Source organism: Tenacibaculum sp. Cn5-46 (genome assembly GCF_022347705.1).
Classification (GTDB): domain Bacteria; phylum Bacteroidota; class Bacteroidia; order Flavobacteriales; family Flavobacteriaceae; genus Polaribacter; species Polaribacter aiptasiae.
In genome coordinates this window covers 297580-314729 of the sequence record NZ_JAKRGD010000002.1, presented here as the reverse complement: position 1 = coordinate 314729, position 17150 = coordinate 297580, and the positions used below count along the sequence as shown (strand labels likewise).

The following is a 17150-nucleotide window of genomic DNA, read 5'->3' as shown; positions in this document are numbered from 1 at the left end:
TTACTATTTTTTATTCCAACTTAATTTCTTCGATAATGGTTTTCTTTTTCTTCTAGGCTCTGGAATATTTTCTTTTTTATATCCCATAAAAAAGATTCCTAAAAACTGCTCGTCCTTTTCTAGGTTTACGTATTCTTTTCCATACTCTAAAGTTGCTGGAGAAGAATCCCAATAACTACCCAAACCTAAAGAAGTACAACTCAGCCACATGTTTTGTACAGCACAAGAAACAGCTGCCAACTCTTCCCATTCAGATAGTTTTGCTTTTTTATTTGGTGTAAACACAATTCCTATTAAAGTTGCATTTTGAGCATAGGTTTTAGTAGCTTCATAACGCTCGTTAGAAAATTGTTTTTCGGTGTATAACTCTCTATAATAAGATGCCATAAACTCACTTAAATCCAATTGATGCTTACCTTCTAAAACCACAAAACGCCATGGTTGTGTTACTAAATGAGTTGGTGCCCATAATGCATTTGTAACTATAGCTTCTATCGTTTCTTTTTCAATTTTTTTGTTTGCATAATCATACGCGTAAGTACTTTTACGCGTATGTATAACTTTTGTAAGCTCTTCGAAATTCATCTTAAAAAGTTTCTGCTACCTCTTTTTTAAATTGAGCAAGTGGATTTATTAAAGTTCCTTCTAATTTTAAGCTTTCTATTGGATCGGCCAAGGTTAACATTTGCTTTGTATTTCCTAGTTGTAATCTATTTAAACAACAACGGTCAAACTCATTTACGAATAAATCATATCGTTCGTATTTTTCTGAAAACTCTGGATGTTCTTCTTGATATTCATAGACACATTCTGCTACTAATTGCCAAAAATTATATTCAGAAAAATTCGCATGAGTATCTAATTGTTGTCCCATAAAACGGAAAATACAATCAAAAACATCTGTGAAAATTGACAGTATTTTCATTTTATCAGAAGTCTTCGTAAACAGCCTATCTGCATGTTCAGGTAAATGCATTGTTTCGTTGAAAACAATTACTTCTTCCGTAATATCTTTCATTAATACATGTACAGGAGTATTTTCTTCTAATACCATTATTAGATTTTCTCCATGGGGCATAAATACAAACTCGTATTTATAAAAGCAATGTAACAATGGTGCTAAATATGCTTTTAAATATCGCTGTATCCAAGTAGTTGCTCCATATGGAGAGGCCTCTATCAACGAACCTAATAACGAATTCCCTTGGTAATCTACATGCAGCAAAGCTGCCATTGTAAATACTCGCTGATTAGAGGCAATCTTTATAAACGGACTTTCTCTCCATAATGCAGACAACATTTTATTGTGTGGATTTGTTTTTCCTAATACTTCATAATAATGGTTATGATATCCTACGGTAGCAACTTCTCCTAACATTGTAAATCCATTCTCATTCAAGTAGGTATCTTCTGCTAGTAGATTTGTTATCCATGTAGTAATATGCGGAGTACTTTGCATATAATATGGTGACAAACCTCTCATGAATCCCATATTTAGAATGGATAATGCTGTTTTTGTATATAACTTTTCTGGATGTGAAGCATTAAACAATGTTCTAATAGATTGTTGCGCCGAAAACTTATCGTCACTTTCTCCAACTAAAACAATATTTTTCTGTGCTATATCTGCTCCAAAAACTGCCACTATTTTATTTTTCCATTGCCATGGGTGTACTGGCATAAAAACATAATCTTCAGGCGCTAAATTATTTTGATGTAACACCTCATTAAAACCAGTAATTTTATCTTTTCCTAGTTCATTTAACAACAACTCTTCATACTCATATCCTTCAACTGCTGTATAGGTTGCGTATTTTTTATGTCCTGCTATCCATAAAATTTGGAAAGGTTGATTACCTTCTGGTGCATATGCATGATAATCGTCAATATTGAAACCTATTCGACCATTATTAGCTACAAAACAAGGATGCCCTTCAGTCATACCATGCTCTATCTCTTGGAAACTTTTCTCTGCTAATTCTTTTGCTGAAAATTTTTCATTTAGATATTTATAAGCAGCTCCTGAAAGTGTGCTTGTGATTTCTTCTAAATAAGTTGCTAAAAATTCATCAGGAATTCCTAATATCGTTTTAAACTCAACAATGAAATGTAATGCATCTAAATACAATACATCTTTTGAATCTTCTTTTGTTTTTTTAATACTATCAGCATCTACCAACCAATGATCTAACAAATATTTTTTTGCTTTAAATTGATAGTTAAACTCTTTGGCGTCTGATTGTATTTTATACAAATTCCATCCATCTTGCTCTTCAAGAAACTCTGGAACTAAAATAAGCTCATGAGAAAACTCACTTATCGCTTTTTTTATTAATTGACGATTTACAAATTCCCATACCTGAGGTTGTAAATGTGCTATATTATTTTTCATTGTTCTCTAATTGGTTTAAAGCTTCCTTGTACATTTCTTGAGTACAAAAAGCCAAAGCTGCTTTCTTATAAGACAAGTCTATTTCCTTTTGATAAACAAAACCTGCTTTTTTATTTAACTTGTGAATTTTTTCATTGTTTACATCTGGTTCTACAACAACTCTTGCTACTTGTGGTAAACTGAAAAAATAATCGATAATGGTTGAAAACACATGCCAAGTAAATTGAGGTATTCTTTTTTCTATTGGAGCAACTAATATGTGCATCCCATAATCATTCTCTTGCGCTTCGTAGTGTTTCGCTATAATATCTGTTGAAGCTTTATAACGTTCCATTAAAAACACAGGAATATTATTTAACATTCCTATGTAAGTATGATGATTTGGATTTTCTTCTATCTCCTGATACTCGGCACGTACTTCTTCTAAAGATTTATCTAACATTCCCCAATATTTAGCATAGGGTTGTGTAACCCAAGTATGCAACATTGGTGAATCTGTATCTACATGAAATGGGCGAATACTTATAACTCCCAATCCAGCAATTTCTTTGCTAAATACTTCTTGATTCGTTTGTACCATGATTAAACTTCTTGCGTTTTAAATACTGCTAATGGGTTTTGCAGTTTCCCAGCAAATTGTAATAAGGCTACTGGGTCATCTAAATCAATCATTTGCTTATGATTATTTAACTGTAACCTATTTAAACATGATAATTTGAAATCTTCCGCAAACAAATCGTATTGTTCAAACTTTGCTACTAGTTGTGGGAATTTTGCTTGATATTCTTGAATGTTTTCTGCCACTAATTCCCAAAAACGATTTTCACTATAATCTGCGTGCTCTTCTAAAATAGGTGCTAAGAAACGGAAGAATCCATCAAACATATCAGTAAAAATTGATAGTAATTTTACGTCTTCCGGCACTGGAGCATACATTCTCTTTAAATGCTCTGGCAATTCAACTTCTGGATTTAAAATACAAGCTTCTTCAGTAATATCTTTCAATAATGCATACACAGGAATATTATCTTCTAATACCATAATTAAGTTTTCTCCATGTGGCATAAACACTAAATCGTAGTAATAGAAACAATGTAACATTGGACTTAAATATGCTTGTAAATACTTACGCAACCAATTATCAATTGAAATTCCTGAATCTTTTATGATTTCTGGTAATAATGCATTTCCATGATGATCAATATGAAGTAAAGCTGCCATAGTTAAAGGCTTCTGATTTTCTTTAACTACTGAATAAGGACTTTCTCTCCATAAAGAAGCTAACATTTTGTTATAATCATTATGAGGCCCGAACTCGTCAAAATAAGGATTCACATAACTTACTGAACCTATTTCGCTAAGCATTCTAAATCCATTTTCTTGGATATAGCTATCGTTGTATAATAAATTTTCTAACCAAACTGCCATTTTAGGTGCTGTACCTAAGTAATATAAAGGCAATCCTCTCATGAATCCCATATTTAAAATAGACAATGCCGATTTTGTATAGAATTTTTGTGGATTAGTCACATTGAATAATGTTCTAATAGATTGCTGTGCTAAATACTGATCTGGTCCATATCCTAAGCAAATTAAATCTCCTTTTGCTACTTCTGGAGAAAAGATGTTTGCTAGCTTGTTAAACCATTGCCATGGATGAATTGGTAAGAATAAATAATCTTCTGCTTTGTATCCTTTTTCTTCTATGGTTTTATTGAATTGTGCAATGGTCTCTGCATCTAATTCTTGTTGTATTAATGTTTCATATGGAAGCGACTCTATAGCAGAGAAAACTGCTTTCGATTTATGTCCTGCTAACCATAATAAAGAAAATGAATTTCCTGCCTCAGGTGCATACGAACGGTAATCGCTACTATCAAAACCTATTCTTCCATTATTAGCAACAAACCCTGGATGTCCTTCAGTCATAGACTGCTCTATAGTTTGAAAATCGGCCGTAGCTAATTCTTGAGCTGTTGGATTTCCTTTCGTTATTTTAAAAGCACTTCCGTATAATGTACTAATAATTTCTTCTAAGTATACTGGCATTTTCTCATCTGCAATACCTAATATTTTTCTAAACTCTTTTATAAAATAAATAGCATCTACTTCAGTAATAGCATCTTTTACATACTTTTTAATTGACTTTTCGTCTATCATAAAATGATTTAATGCCATTGGCTTTGCATTAAACTCGTATCGTATATCTAAAGAATCTGTATAAACTTTGTAGTGTTTATATCCATTACTTAATTCTTCTATTATTTCGGGTTTTATTAATAGTTCGTGTGAAAATTCACACAATGCTTTTTTTACTAACAATAAGTTCGCTTGTTTCCAAACATTTGGTTGTATATGTTGAGTTGATTGTTGTGGCGATACCACATTATCTAAGGTGTTCATGGCACTTCTTTTTGATGGTGAAAAAGATTGAATTTGGTTTTTATAGTTGATTTTGGTTAAAAATGCTAACTGAGCTGTTTTATTAGGTAACTCAATTACATTAGCCAATTCAAATCCTATTCTTTGGCATAATGCAAACATTTTTTTGTTTCGAATATCTGGCTCAACAACTATTCTATTAATTGCTGAATTTGTAAAAACAAAATCCATAATTGATCGAAACATAAACCAAGTAAAATTTGGAGTTTTTGGCTCTTTTGGCGGAGCTACAATAATGTGTACTCCACAATCTGATTCTTTGGTTTTATAAAAATTATTAATAATGTCTAACTGAGGGTTGTAACGCTCTAAAACAAATGCTGGTTCGTTATTAAACATTCCAACAAAAACATCATAATGTTCTGGAGCTGTTAATTCTGTATACTCTTTTTCTACATCTTCTAATGTAGCATTTGGCATTCCCCAAAAAACAGCATACTCTTTAGTTACCCATTTTTGTAAAAAAACACTATCTTCTTTTACTCGAAAAGGACGAATAGTAATCGTTCCAAAATCGTTGTATTCTTTTGAAAAAACTGAGGTGGTTTGTGTTGTTGACATTTCTTAAGCTTTTGCTAGTTGTTTATGAACTTTTCTTACCGACTTAAACACAAAAAAGTATAATATAAGAGTTAGTAAAAACCCTCCTAAAGCAATGGCAAAAGGCATCTGTAAACCAAATTCATCTACTATAATTCCTACATTTAAAGAAGCTAATAAAACTCCTAAATTTTGAAAGAAATGTATTTTACTATAGTCTACAGAATATGATTCTGGAGTACTTAATTCAAATAATAAAATATCGAATTTTACTACCCCTTGAAAAATTGCCCATCCATAGACAATTCTTCCTAAAATTACAATTCCGTCATAAGGTATTCCTTGTAATAAAAGACCAATTAACCCTATAAACAATGCATTTATAATTCCTTGATGTCCTTCTGATTTTCTTCTGTTATTAATCCATAAGGCTACTAAAGCAACAAAACCAGGTATTGCATAAACGGTTCCTGAAACTAATTTGCTTTTATAATCTGAAAAACTTTCCCAATACGATGAAAAGAAAGGTCTAATTAAAAAGTCACTGAAATATAAAATCAACGTAATTAGTCCTAATTTTAAAATAAAGCCTTTAGGTATAAACTTCTTCTCTGTATTCTCTGGCTTTTCTGAAATGATTAAATCTGTAGCATACTTTTTACTTTTTAGTAAATAGGCACTCATTGCCATTTGTATAAAATCACCTCCAGCCATAATTAAAAAGATACTACTTGGTGCTATATAGTCTACGGTTATTCCTCCCAATACTGCTCCTAATATTCCTCCTAAGTGCACAACTACCGAAAGCAACCCAATAGTACTTGGGTGTTCTTCTTTGGTAATAATTTTTAGAATATAAGGGTACACCAATAAATAACTTCCTTTAAACAGTACCATAATTAATGATACTATCCAGAAATTTAAATATGATGTTGTATAATAGCAATACAAGGCTAAGATACCTGCCACTGCTTGGGTATATACTAAAATATTAAGTTCAGAAACCTTTTTAGAAACATATGCCCAAAATGGAAATGCTATCATAACCATAAAACAAATAGCAGCGAAATAATACCCTACGTTTTTGGGATTGGTCATACCAAATCTAAGCTCAAAAAACTGCGGATAAAATGGATGCAGTAGATAATCACTTACTACTGCAACCAATGTCATTACTATTAAAAATGTTTTTAGCTTCATATTTCTATGCTAAAACATTTAATTGAATTTCTTCTTCCTTAGTAACATCAAATTGTTGAAAGGCTATTTTTTGTTCAATAGGGTAGTGCTCAACTCCTGTCATTTCTTTAATTATGTAAGAGTTTCTATAAGCTACCATTCCTAAATCTGGAGTTACAAATCCATGTGTATGTAATTCTGCATTTTGCACAAAAATTTCACTACTATTTTTATCAATACTATAGTTTCTATTTACGTCAAAACGACTTTGTTCATCCCATTGAATTCTATCTGAAATTTCACTTAAGAATTCTGGTAAATAATAGCTATATCCTGTTGCTAAAACCAAACCTTCTGTTTCGTGTTTGAAGTATTTATCTTGCTCAACTTGATGTAATTCTAAGCTAATAGAATTGTCATTTAATTCAGTTTCCTTTAGCTCAGTATTTGTTCTTAAAGAAACTTTTAGCGGTGCCTTAGCTACAACTCTCTTAGCATATAATGTATCGTGAATAGCTCCTATTAAATCTTGGTTTACACCTTTGTATAAATGCTTTTGATTCTTAATTAGATGATCTCTCCTCTGAGGAGGTAAATTATAGAAGTAATCTACATACTCAGGAGATGTCATTTCTAATGTTAACTTAGAATATTCTAATGGGAAGAAACGTGGAGAGCGTGTTATCCAATTTAATTCATATCCTCGAGTATCTATTTCTTGTAATAAATCATAAAATATTTCGGCAGCACTTTGTCCACTTCCTAAAATGGTAATCTTCTCTTTTTCTTGTAAACTATCCTTATACTCTAAATACTTAGATGAGTGCAATGCTTTTCCTTTTAATTTTTTACTACACTCAGGTATATATGGTTGAGTTCCTGTACCAAGAACTAACTTTTTAGCTTTATATATTTTAATCTCATCTGTTTTAGTACAAATGCTTGTTACAATATAAATTCCTTGAATTTCATCGTAATTAATATTTGTAACATTGGTATTAAAATAAACATTAGATAATTTACTAATTGCCCATTGGCAGTATTGATTGTACTCATTTCGTAATAACAAAAAGTTTTCACGTATATAAAATGAGTAAATTCTTCCCTGTTCTTTTATGTAATTTAAAAAACTAAACGGGTTTGTTGGATCGGCAAGTGTAACTAAATCCGCCATAAATGGAACCTGTAATGTTGTATCTTCTAATAACATTCCTGGGTGCCAATCGAACTTATCTTTTCTATCTAAAAAAATACCATTTAACCCATCTATTGGTTCTGTTAAACATGCCAAACCTAAATTAAAAGGTCCTACTCCTATTGCTATAAAATCTGCTATTGTACTTTGCATTATAATAATTCTGTTTTTGGTTGAAACTTCTTTCCTGTGTCTTCTATCATTTCAATAATATTTAGAAGATTGTTTAGCGTATTCTTTGGATTTAGCAATGTGAATTTTAAATAAATACTACCATTCAATTTTGTACTCGCTATAGAAGCTTTACCTGCTGCATACAATGTATTTTTGATATGTAAGTTTACCATATCATGTGTTGGTTCATGTGCGGCTTCTGAGTTTTTATATCTAAAAACAAGCGTACTTAACTCTGGTACATGTGCTAATTCGAAGTTTGGATTAGCATTCATTTTTTCATGTACACGCTTTGTTAAGTTATGTACTTCTTCTAAATAAGATGCAATTGTTTTAGTTCCTAAAGTTTTAAGGGTTAACCAAACTTTTAAAGCATCAAATCGGCGGGTGGTTTGTATTGATTTCTCTATTAAATTTGGACGTTCTTGATCCTTGTTTTCTAGTGGGTTTAAATAATCGGCGTAATACGAAATATACTGAAAGTGCTTTTTATTATTGGCTAAAAACGCACTACAACTAACAGGTTGGAATAATGTTTTGTGGAAATCTATGGTTATAGAATCTGCTATTTCTGATCCTTTAAAATGATGTTTATGCGTATCTGTAAGTACATAACATCCTCCATAAGCCCCATCAATATGTAACCACATATTGTGTTCTTTGGCAACCTTTCCTATGGTTTGCAATGGATCAAAGCTACCATAATCTGTAGTTCCTAAAGTGGCAACAACTGCTACTGGAATATTTCCTTCCTGCTTAACTTTTTCAATTGCTAACACTAATTCATTGGCATCCATTCTCATTTTAGAATCAGCCTTAACAGGAATAACGGCGTCATACCCCATTCCTAACAAAGCTGCATTTTTTTGAATACTGAAGTGTGCTTTTTCTGAACAGAAGAAACGAAATTTACTTATTTCATCCGACCAACCATTTTGCTTGATATTAATACCATAATTCTCAAAAGCATAATGATCTCTAGCCATTAATAAAGCCATAAAGTTCGATTGAGTTCCTCCACTTGTAAATACACCATCAGAATTTTCAGAAAAATTAAACTCGTTACAAATCCAACGAATAACTTCTTGCTCTATAAAAGTTGCTGATGTACTTTGATCCCATGTTTCTACAGCAGTATTAATAGTGGTGGCTATCATTTCTGCTACTATTGACGGTAATGTTATAGGACAATTTAAATGTGCTACATAATTCGGATTATGGAATGCAATTGCTTTTTGTATGTACAACTCATTCAGCTCTTCTAAAACAGTATCTAATGATTGAATATCTTCAATATTATCTAACTTTGCATTAAGTTTGTCGTTTTGAATTTCTGCTAACTCATCTCCTTTGTAGAATTTTCTGTTTGATAAAAACTTTTGAATGTAGTTTAGCGTTTTTAGTGTATACTCTTCGTATAATTTCACTGACTCATCATTAAATAGGTGATTATTTAATGACAATTCTTTTAGTGAAGGGCTTTCTTTAAGAATCATTATTTTTATTTAGTCTTAATAGTTTTTATATTGCAAAAATATATCTCGCTTCATAAAAAAAATGACGCGATTAGAAATTAAAAAGACGCAAAACAAAAAAGGATTACAATTTTTAAAACAGCTAAAAATGAATAAAAATATTGGCTTAATTTATGGCTCTGATACTGGAATGACAGAAGAAATAACGCATACCATTGTAGATGAGTGGAATGAAAGTGAAATTGAAGTAATTGAAGTATCGCAAGTATCAAAATCTGATTTTGAAAGAATGGATATTCTGTTTTTAGGGTTATCTACTTGGTATGATGGTGATTTACAAAGCGATTGGGAATCGTACTTTGATGAATTTAAAACCATTGATTTTACAAACAAAACAATAGCTTTATTTGGTTTAGGTGATCAATATGGCTACGGTGAATATTTTATTGATGGTGTAGGAATGTTAGCTGAAGTAGTTTTAGAAAATGGTGGAAAAATTATAGGACAATGGCCTACGGAAGGTTATGATTACACTGAATCTAAAGCAAAAATAGAAGGTGAGGAGTTGTTTTATGGTTTAGCTTTAGATGAAGACAATCAACCAGAATTAACACAAGAAAGGTTATCCACTTGGTTATCAATATTGAAAGAAAAATTAATAGCTTAAGTTTGATTAAACTTAAGCTATTTAAATATTTTTAACTCTCTGGTGCTAGTTCTACTTCTAGTCCTTCTAATTCAGGTGTCATTTGTATTTGACAACCTAAACGGCTATTATCTTCTACATAAAAAGCTTCTGCAAGCATTGCGTCTTCATCATCTCCCATTTCTGGCAATTCATGATCTGATTTGATATAGCATTGACATGAAGCACACATTGCCATACCTCCACAAATTCCAATAGTTCCTTCTGGAGCTAACTCATAAGAACGAACTACTTCCATTAAATTCATTGCCATGTCTGTAGGTGCTTGTATTTCATGTGTCACACCTTCACGATCTGTAATTTTTATAGTAATATCTTGTTCCATAATTATAAATTCATTTTTTTCCTTAGAGTTTTCGCTCTTTTATCTTCTCCATCATGACTCCAACCTGGTGAGTTGAAAATATAGTTTAATTTATCACTCCATGAATCTGCACGCTTTACATCTTTCCAAATAGCGGCATACTCATGAGTTGCTACTTTAACTGGATTGTATGTTTCTATGTTTACTGTTAATCCATAAACAGGTTTATCAACTTCTTTTAACTCTTCAGAAAATGTTCCAAACATACGATCCCAAATAATCAAAATTCCTGCGTGATTACAATCTAAATAGCGAATATTAGAAGCATGGTGTACTCTGTGATGAGAAGGTGTATTAAAAATAAACTCTATTAGCTTTGGCAACTTATCAACTAGTTCTGTATGTACAAAGAATTGATAAATTAAACTAATCCCCATCATAGTGAACATCATTAATGGATCGAAACCTAATAAAGGTATCCACATCCAAAAGAAAAATTTGTGAATACGCTCTCCAACTCCTTGACGTAAAGCTGTCCCTAAATTCATGTGTACTGATGAATGATGTGGTACATGACCTGCCCAGAATAATCGTACTTCATGGTTCAATCTATGAAACCAATAGTAAGCTAAATCATCTGCAAACAATAACACAATCCATGCCCACCATTTACGTCCTACAACACCTTTTAACGGGCTTATTTCATATAAGTAAAAGAAAGCTACAAAGGCTAAAATTTTAGGAATAAACTCAACAATAGCAGAAAACACCATCATTAATAAAGAAACACCTGTATCTCTACCATAATATTTTTCTTTTGCAAACTGATATTCGACCAGCATGGAAATAAAAAAAATGGGTAAAGCAAAGTATAATAATTTATCTTCTGAAAGTTGTTGTATGTAATCTGTTAATGTCAATTCTCTATTCTTTTTTGTAATATAATTTAAGAGTTTCTTTTACAAAATTAGTTTTTCCTAATACATAAGCACCTCTATCGTTTTTATGTTTAGATGCTAATTCTACTTTCAGTCTCTCGTATTCTTTTGCTCTTTTTGGGTTATCAATTAAATAGTCTCTAAACTTTAATTGTTGAGTCATTTCATTGTCCTTAGGACACATATGAATATGGTAAATTTGTTCTTTTTTACCTTCTAAATTATACCCTTTACCAAAAGACATATACGCTTGTATATTTTCTCTTTCTGGCACTTCAAAATAAGTATAACCTAAATTTTCGAAGCTTTTAATTACTTCTTTATTGAATAAAAGCTCTTTTGGAATTTCAATAAATAAATCAATATAAGCCTTTGACTTTATATTTGGTATTGAAGTACTACCAAAATGCTCTATTCTGTTAAAATATGAATTATCGACATTCTTAATAATATTGGCTTTTTCTCTTTCAAAAATGTGCTTCCAATTTTTATTATGATTTGACAATTGAATAGGAAAAAGTGTATTCCAATCTTCTCTTGTCAAATCATATAATGTCTTAGTCATTTTTTAGTTAATCGCTTTTACAACAGCTTTAGGTGCTTCTTTTTTAGTTCCATCAAAACCTGTTACCCCTCCAACTGTAGTATATTTCATTACATACTTTTTGTCTGGATAAATACGTTGAAAAGCACTCTGACACATTAAAGTTGCTTCGTGAAAACCACATAAAATTAACTTTAATTTTCCTGGATATGTATTCACATCACCAATAGCATAAATTCCAGGAATATTTGTTTGATAGTCTAATGCATTATTTACTTTAATTGCATTTTTCTCAATCTCTAATCCCCAATTAGCTATAGGTCCTAATTTAGGAGCCAATCCGAATAATGGAATGAAATGATCACATGCTAAAGTAAATGGTTCTTTATCTTTTTGCTCTACCATAACACCTTCTACTTTGCCTTCTCCAACAATTCCTTTAACCTCAGCTGGTGTTATTAGATTGATTTTTCCTTCGTTCTTTAATTCCTGAACTTTATCTACTGAATCTAAAGCTCCACGGAATTCATTTCTTCTATGGATTAATGTAACTGAAGAAGCTACGTCTGCTAAAAAAATAGACCAGTCTAATGCAGAATCTCCACCACCCGCAATAACTACATCTTTATCGCGATATAATTCTGGTTCACGAATCATATATTCTACTCCATTATCTTCAAAATCAGCAATATTTGGAATAGGTGGTTTACGAGGTTCAAAACTTCCTAATCCTCCTGCAATAGCTACCACAGGTGCTTGGTGTTTTGTTCCTTTATTTGTAGTTACAATAAAAGACCCATCGTCTTGTTTTTCGATGGTATCTGCACGCTCTCCTAAAGTAAAACCTGGTTCAAATTGCTTTATTTGTTCCATCAATTTATCGGTTAAATCACCTGCTAAAATTTCTGGATAAGCTGGAATATCGAATATTGGTTTTTTAGGATATATTTCAGAACATTGCCCTCCTGGTTGTGGCAATGCATCAATTAAGTGACATTTTAACTTTAATAATCCTGCTTCAAAAACGGTGAACAGTCCAGTGGGACCAGCACCGATAATTAGTATATCTGTCTTAATCATTTTCAAATAATAAAATCGAGTAAATTTATTAGTTGTAATTTTTTTAAATACTGATTTTTATCAGTTATTCAACATTAATTACTTCTTCAATTTCTGGTGCGTATTTTTTAATTGTTGCCTCAACTCCGTTTTTTAACGTCATTTGATTTACTGAACAACCACTACAAGCTCCTTCTAATTGTACTTTTACTGTATTATTTTCAATAGATAATAACTTAATATTTCCACCATCACTTACTAAAAATGGGCGGATTTCTTCTAACGCCTTCTCTACGTTATTTTTTGTTTCTGTTGCTGTCATAATCTTTGATTATTTTGTGCTACAACCACTCATTGTTGTAATACGAACTACTTCAGTTGGTGGTAAATTTGCATTTCTTTTTAATAATTGAGAAACCATTTCTTTTGTTACATCAGTAAATGCTTTTTCTAATGGTGAGTTTTCTTGTAAAGCTACTGGACGTCCTGCATCCCCTGCTTCACGAATACTTTGCACCAATGGAATTTCTCCTAAGAAACTAGTTTCAATATCTTCAGCTAAATTTTTTGCGCCTCCTTCTCCAAAAATGTAATATTTATTATCTGGCAATTCAGCTGGTGTAAAATACGCCATGTTTTCCACAATACCTAAAACTGGCACATTAATACTTTCTTGTTGAAACATTGCTACTCCTTTTTTAGCATCTGCTAAGGCAATGTTTTGCGGTGTACTTACTACTACTGCTCCATTAATTGGAACTGCTTGTACTATTGATAAATGTACATCTCCTGTTCCTGGAGGCAAATCAATTAATAGAAAATCTAGCTCTCCCCAATCTGCATCAAAAATTAATTGGTTTAATGCTTTCGAAGCCATTGGTCCACGCCAAATTACTGCTTGATTTGGGTTTGTAAAAAAACCTAGAGATAATAATTTAACTCCATAGTTTTCTACTGGTTTCATTTTTGAACGTCCATTCACATTTACTGCTAATGGCTTTTCTAATTCTACATCAAACATTAAATGTTGTGATGGCCCATAAACATCGGCATCTAAAACTCCAACTTTGAACCCCATCTTTGCTAAAGATACTGCCATGTTAGAAGTAATAGTAGATTTTCCTACTCCTCCTTTACCAGATGCTACTGCAATAATATTTTGAATATTAGGAATCTCTTTTCCTCTTATCTGGTTTGGATTTTCTTTTTGTTGAACTTCAACCTTCACATTCACTTTTACATCAATCTTTTCATCAACGTGTTGGTGAATTGCTTTCATTATCTCAACTTCAACTTTCTTTTTAGCTTGTAATGTCGGATTAGAAATTGTTACATCAACAATAACCTCATCGCCAAAAGCTACTACGTTTTTTATATTTTCGTTTTCAACCAAACTTTTACCTTCTCCAGGTGCAGTAATAGTTTCTAACGCCTTGTATATATCTTGTTTCTTAAAACTCATTAGAGTAATAAATTAAATTAATTCTAAATTACAAAGATACGCTTTAGCCCTCATAAAATAAAGCGTTTACATCGTGATTATTTATAGATTTATAAGCGATATTTATTTTTAGTATTTTCGTTAACCTATGGATCTAATAAATCAAATAAACTTACTGGCTTACCCTATAGCTATTCCTATATTTATTCTCTTAATTTTAGTAGAAATATATCTTGGTTGGAAAGACCGAAATCAGAATCATGAATTCAAGGACTCTGGTGTAAATATTCTTTCGGGATTAATCTTCTTTATAATTTCATTACTCACAAAATCATTAAAACTATTACTATTCTTTTTTGTGTATGATAATTTTAGACTATTTACAATTGGATATAACTCTTGGCCATCATGGGTAGTTTTATTCTTTTTAGATGATTTTGTTTTTTATTGGGGACATAGAATTTCTCATACCGTATCCTTTTATTGGGCTAGTCATATAGTACATCACTCATCTGAACGTTTCAATTTTTCAACTGCTTTACGAAAAACTTGGACTTATGATGTTACTGGACATTTTTTATTTTGGATTTGGTTGCCTTTAGTAGGTTTTCATCCTCTACAAATATTCGCTATTAAAACTTTAAATTTTATTTATCAATATTGGATTCACACAGAAAAAATTAAAAAACTTCCTTCTTGGTTTGAATTTGTTTTCAATACACCTTCTCATCATAGAGTACATCATGGTTCTAACTTAAAATATTTAGACAAAAATCATGCTGGCGTTTTAATTATTTGGGATCGTATGTTTGGTACTTTTCAAAAAGAAGAAGAAACTCCTACTTACGGGTTAACTTCTAACATTAAAACTCATAACTTATTTAAAGTTGAGTTTCATGAATGGAAAAGCATGCTTACTAGAGCTTTTAACAGTGGGAGTTTACTTAACGGAATTAAATATTTATTAATGCCTCCGGGGTGGAGTCATGATAAGAGTACTTTAACTACAAAAGAACTGAGGAAAAGTCTTGGTGATAAAAAACTATAATTCTTCAGATGGGTTCCAAAAAACCTTGTCAAAATCTTGAATTTGATTTTCTTTAACCTTTATTCCTTCACTTTCTAAAAGTTGTTGCATAAGGTTTGTTCCATCAAAATGTTGTTTACCTGTTAGCAAACCTATTCTATTTACAACTCTATGTGCAGGAACATTTTTAGCTCCAGAATTATTCATAGCCCAGCCTACCATTCTTGCAGAACGTGCTGCTCCTAAATACGTTGCTATAGCTCCATAACTGGTAACTCTACCGTATGGTATTAAACGTGCTACTTCGTAGACTCTTTCAAAAAAATTATCTGATTTTCCCACTTACTAAAAATATAATTTGATAGCTGAATAAATTGCAATAAATCCTGTGATTACCCCTATTAATATTGTAAAATATTTAGAATACTCTATAAGTTTATTCTCAAACTTTTGAGCTAAAAAAAGATAACTACTTAAAATAGCAAAAGTCCCAAGAACGGTACCCAACCCAAAAACTGAAGTACAAACAAGTCCAGACATTGCCCATCCGTGCATTACAAATGATGAATGCGCTACTGCAAAAAAAGGAATTGCAAACATATTGACAGAAGACAATGACAAGCCAAAGAAAAAACCATTTCGGATAGGTTTGTTTTCTTTCTGTTTAGACTTTGACAGCCCTTTATATATAAAAGTTGCAGAAATAATAGCAAAAACAAAGATTGCTATTTTTTTAACCCAAATTATTATTTCAGGGTATTCTTTCAAAAAAGATGATAATAAAACTGCTAATAAAACCTGAATTAAAACAATTACAGAAGCTCCAAGAGCAAATTGATAGGCAATTTTTCTATTATTTTCAATACAGATTTTACTCGCTGTAATATTTAACATACTTGGTGGTGTATAACCTATATAGGAAGTTATAAATCCTAGTGCCAAGTGTGATAATATCATTTCTTACGAGTTTTGTTTTACTATTGTGTTGGACGGAAAGAACGAGCAATCCTTTCTCAAAAATAGCTTAAAAACTCTTTATAAATTGAATTTATCTAGTATTTTAATTTAAAACGGATATAAGTAATTGGTTTACCAATTTCTAAGTATTGTTTTTCGTAAAAAGTTTGTGTTGAAGTTACTTCCTCTGGAGCTCCTTCATTTTTATACACATTGTGGTTTGCATGTATTATTTCATGTCCTTCTCCATGTAACAAACCTAATGTATATCCATGCATAAACTCACTATCGGTTTTTAAATTCATAAAACCTCCTTCTTTTAAGATATGGTAATATCTTCTTAAGAAAGTAGCATTTGTCATACGATGCTTGGTACGTTGATACTTTATTTGTGGATCTGGGAAAGTAATCCATATTTCATCAACTTCATTTTCTGCAAAAATGTAATCGACTAATTCTATTTGGGTTCTAATAAAGGCAACATTATCCATGTTGTTTTCTAGAGCTGTTTTAGCTCCACGCCAAAAACGAGCACCCTTTATATCGATACCAATAAAATTTTTATCTGGATTTTTTTCAGCTAATGCAATAGTATATTCTCCTTTACCACACCCCAATTCTAATACAATAGGGTTATCGTTTTTAAAAAAAGTATTCCATTTTCCTTTTAAAGAAAAATTATTGATTACTTCTTCTCTCGATGGTTGGATAACATTAGCAAACGTTTCATTTTCTTTGAAACGTTTTAATTTGTTTTTACTTCCCAATGTGTGTAGA

General features: G+C 31.4%; 18 protein-coding genes. 2 read left to right on the top strand and 16 right to left on the bottom strand.

Annotated features, from left to right (window positions below; genetic code table 11):
- Positions 1 to 3: 3 nt before the first annotated feature.
- From MHN29_RS05430 to MHN29_RS05400, 7 genes are read right to left on the bottom strand one after another with little or no spacing between them, the layout of a single operon-like run.
- Positions 4 to 585 carry a nitroreductase gene (locus MHN29_RS05430; protein ID WP_235274363.1) on the bottom strand — a complete coding sequence of 194 codons (582 nt, stop codon included), beginning with the start codon at positions 583 to 585 and terminating at the stop codon, positions 4 to 6.
- 1 nt (position 586) lies between these two features.
- Positions 587 to 2392 (bottom strand): IucA/IucC family siderophore biosynthesis protein, encoded by a 1806-nt coding sequence (locus MHN29_RS05425; RefSeq protein WP_235274364.1) that lies wholly within the window; start codon positions 2390 to 2392, stop codon positions 587 to 589.
- Positions 2382 to 2972: a GNAT family N-acetyltransferase gene (locus tag MHN29_RS05420; protein WP_235274365.1), complete on the bottom strand. Its 591-nt coding sequence runs from the start codon at positions 2970 to 2972 to the stop codon at positions 2382 to 2384. Before MHN29_RS05420 ends, MHN29_RS05425 begins: the two co-directional genes overlap by 11 nt.
- A gap of 2 nt (positions 2973 to 2974) precedes the next feature.
- Positions 2975 to 5395, bottom strand: coding sequence for a GNAT family N-acetyltransferase (locus MHN29_RS05415; protein ID WP_235274366.1), 2421 nt, complete (start codon positions 5393 to 5395; stop codon positions 2975 to 2977).
- Between the two features lie 3 nt (positions 5396 to 5398).
- Entirely contained in the window at positions 5399 to 6574 is a 1176-nt protein-coding gene (locus tag MHN29_RS05410) for an MFS transporter (protein ID WP_235274367.1), read from the bottom strand.
- A gap of 4 nt (positions 6575 to 6578) precedes the next feature.
- Complete coding sequence (locus MHN29_RS05405) at positions 6579 to 7901, bottom strand: lysine N(6)-hydroxylase/L-ornithine N(5)-oxygenase family protein (RefSeq protein ID WP_235274368.1); 1323 nt, start codon at positions 7899 to 7901, stop codon at positions 6579 to 6581.
- A complete protein-coding gene (locus MHN29_RS05400) occupies positions 7901 to 9418 on the bottom strand; it encodes an aspartate aminotransferase family protein (RefSeq protein ID WP_235274369.1) in 1518 nt (505 codons plus the stop codon). The genes MHN29_RS05405 and MHN29_RS05400 overlap by 1 nt, the downstream gene beginning before the upstream one ends.
- Positions 9419 to 9545: 127 nt before the next feature.
- Here MHN29_RS05400 and MHN29_RS05395 point away from each other — a divergent pair, with 127 nt between their 5' ends.
- Positions 9546 to 10064, top strand: a complete 519-nt coding sequence (locus MHN29_RS05395) for a flavodoxin (RefSeq protein ID WP_235274370.1) — start codon at positions 9546 to 9548, stop codon at positions 10062 to 10064.
- A gap of 31 nt (positions 10065 to 10095) precedes the next feature.
- Here the strand turns inward: MHN29_RS05395 and MHN29_RS05390 are convergent, their stop codons facing one another.
- From MHN29_RS05390 to MHN29_RS05365, 6 genes are all read right to left on the bottom strand, one after another.
- Entirely contained in the window at positions 10096 to 10428 is a 333-nt protein-coding gene (locus MHN29_RS05390; RefSeq protein ID WP_150898244.1) for a 2Fe-2S iron-sulfur cluster-binding protein, read from the bottom strand.
- 2 nt (positions 10429 to 10430) lie between these two features.
- On the bottom strand, positions 10431 to 11327 hold the full coding sequence (locus MHN29_RS05385; protein WP_235274371.1) for a sterol desaturase family protein: 897 nt from the start codon (positions 11325 to 11327) through the stop codon (positions 10431 to 10433).
- Positions 11328 to 11331: 4 nt separating this feature from the next.
- Positions 11332 to 11910, bottom strand: coding sequence for a GrpB family protein (locus tag MHN29_RS05380; RefSeq protein WP_150898243.1), 579 nt, complete (start codon positions 11908 to 11910; stop codon positions 11332 to 11334).
- 3 nt (positions 11911 to 11913) lie between these two features.
- Positions 11914 to 12969 (bottom strand): NAD(P)/FAD-dependent oxidoreductase, encoded by a 1056-nt coding sequence (locus MHN29_RS05375; RefSeq protein WP_150898242.1) that lies wholly within the window; start codon positions 12967 to 12969, stop codon positions 11914 to 11916.
- Positions 12970 to 13033: 64 nt separating this feature from the next.
- Positions 13034 to 13270 carry a NifU family protein gene (locus MHN29_RS05370; protein WP_150898241.1) on the bottom strand — a complete coding sequence of 79 codons (237 nt, stop codon included), beginning with the start codon at positions 13268 to 13270 and terminating at the stop codon, positions 13034 to 13036.
- A gap of 9 nt (positions 13271 to 13279) precedes the next feature.
- A complete protein-coding gene (locus tag MHN29_RS05365; protein ID WP_150898240.1) occupies positions 13280 to 14410 on the bottom strand; it encodes an Mrp/NBP35 family ATP-binding protein in 1131 nt (376 codons plus the stop codon).
- Between the two features lie 127 nt (positions 14411 to 14537).
- Here MHN29_RS05365 and MHN29_RS05360 point away from each other — a divergent pair, with 127 nt between their 5' ends.
- Positions 14538 to 15437 (top strand): sterol desaturase family protein, encoded by a 900-nt coding sequence (locus MHN29_RS05360; protein ID WP_235274372.1) that lies wholly within the window; start codon positions 14538 to 14540, stop codon positions 15435 to 15437.
- On the opposite strand, the gene MHN29_RS05355 is transcribed toward MHN29_RS05360, so the two are convergent.
- From MHN29_RS05355 to trmB, 3 genes are all read right to left on the bottom strand, one after another.
- Positions 15432 to 15758, bottom strand: coding sequence for an MGMT family protein (locus MHN29_RS05355; protein ID WP_235274373.1), 327 nt, complete (start codon positions 15756 to 15758; stop codon positions 15432 to 15434). The genes MHN29_RS05360 and MHN29_RS05355 overlap by 6 nt on opposite strands.
- A 3-nt stretch (positions 15759 to 15761) precedes the next feature.
- Positions 15762 to 16373 (bottom strand): hypothetical protein, encoded by a 612-nt coding sequence (locus MHN29_RS05350; RefSeq protein WP_235274374.1) that lies wholly within the window; start codon positions 16371 to 16373, stop codon positions 15762 to 15764.
- 95 nt (positions 16374 to 16468) lie between these two features.
- Positions 16469 to 17140 carry a tRNA (guanosine(46)-N7)-methyltransferase TrmB gene (gene trmB / locus MHN29_RS05345; protein ID WP_150898236.1) on the bottom strand — a complete coding sequence of 224 codons (672 nt, stop codon included), beginning with the start codon at positions 17138 to 17140 and terminating at the stop codon, positions 16469 to 16471.
- Between the last annotated feature and the right edge of the window lie 10 nt (positions 17141 to 17150).

Excerpts from the sequence above, each read along its gene's own strand:
- MHN29_RS05430 (WP_235274363.1), bottom strand. The coding sequence starts at position 585 with ATGAATTTCGAAGAGCTTACAAAAGTTATACATACGCGTAAAAGTACT.
- MHN29_RS05425 (WP_235274364.1), bottom strand. The coding sequence starts at position 2,392 with ATGAAAAATAATATAGCACATTTACAACCTCAGGTATGGGAATTTGTA.
- MHN29_RS05420 (WP_235274365.1), bottom strand. The coding sequence starts at position 2,972 with ATGGTACAAACGAATCAAGAAGTATTTAGCAAAGAAATTGCTGGATTG.
- MHN29_RS05415 (WP_235274366.1), bottom strand. The coding sequence starts at position 5,395 with ATGTCAACAACACAAACCACCTCAGTTTTTTCAAAAGAATACAACGAT.
- MHN29_RS05410 (WP_235274367.1), bottom strand. The coding sequence starts at position 6,574 with ATGAAGCTAAAAACATTTTTAATAGTAATGACATTGGTTGCAGTAGTA.
- MHN29_RS05405 (WP_235274368.1), bottom strand. The coding sequence starts at position 7,901 with ATGCAAAGTACAATAGCAGATTTTATAGCAATAGGAGTAGGACCTTTT.
- MHN29_RS05400 (WP_235274369.1), bottom strand. The coding sequence starts at position 9,418 with ATGATTCTTAAAGAAAGCCCTTCACTAAAAGAATTGTCATTAAATAAT.
- MHN29_RS05395 (WP_235274370.1), top strand. The coding sequence starts at position 9,546 with ATGAATAAAAATATTGGCTTAATTTATGGCTCTGATACTGGAATGACA.
- MHN29_RS05390 (WP_150898244.1), bottom strand. The coding sequence starts at position 10,428 with ATGGAACAAGATATTACTATAAAAATTACAGATCGTGAAGGTGTGACA.
- MHN29_RS05380 (WP_150898243.1), bottom strand. The coding sequence starts at position 11,910 with ATGACTAAGACATTATATGATTTGACAAGAGAAGATTGGAATACACTT.
- MHN29_RS05375 (WP_150898242.1), bottom strand. The coding sequence starts at position 12,969 with ATGATTAAGACAGATATACTAATTATCGGTGCTGGTCCCACTGGACTG.
- MHN29_RS05370 (WP_150898241.1), bottom strand. The coding sequence starts at position 13,270 with ATGACAGCAACAGAAACAAAAAATAACGTAGAGAAGGCGTTAGAAGAA.
- MHN29_RS05365 (WP_150898240.1), bottom strand. The coding sequence starts at position 14,410 with ATGAGTTTTAAGAAACAAGATATATACAAGGCGTTAGAAACTATTACT.
- MHN29_RS05360 (WP_235274372.1), top strand. The coding sequence starts at position 14,538 with ATGGATCTAATAAATCAAATAAACTTACTGGCTTACCCTATAGCTATT.
- MHN29_RS05350 (WP_235274374.1), bottom strand. The coding sequence starts at position 16,373 with ATGATATTATCACACTTGGCACTAGGATTTATAACTTCCTATATAGGT.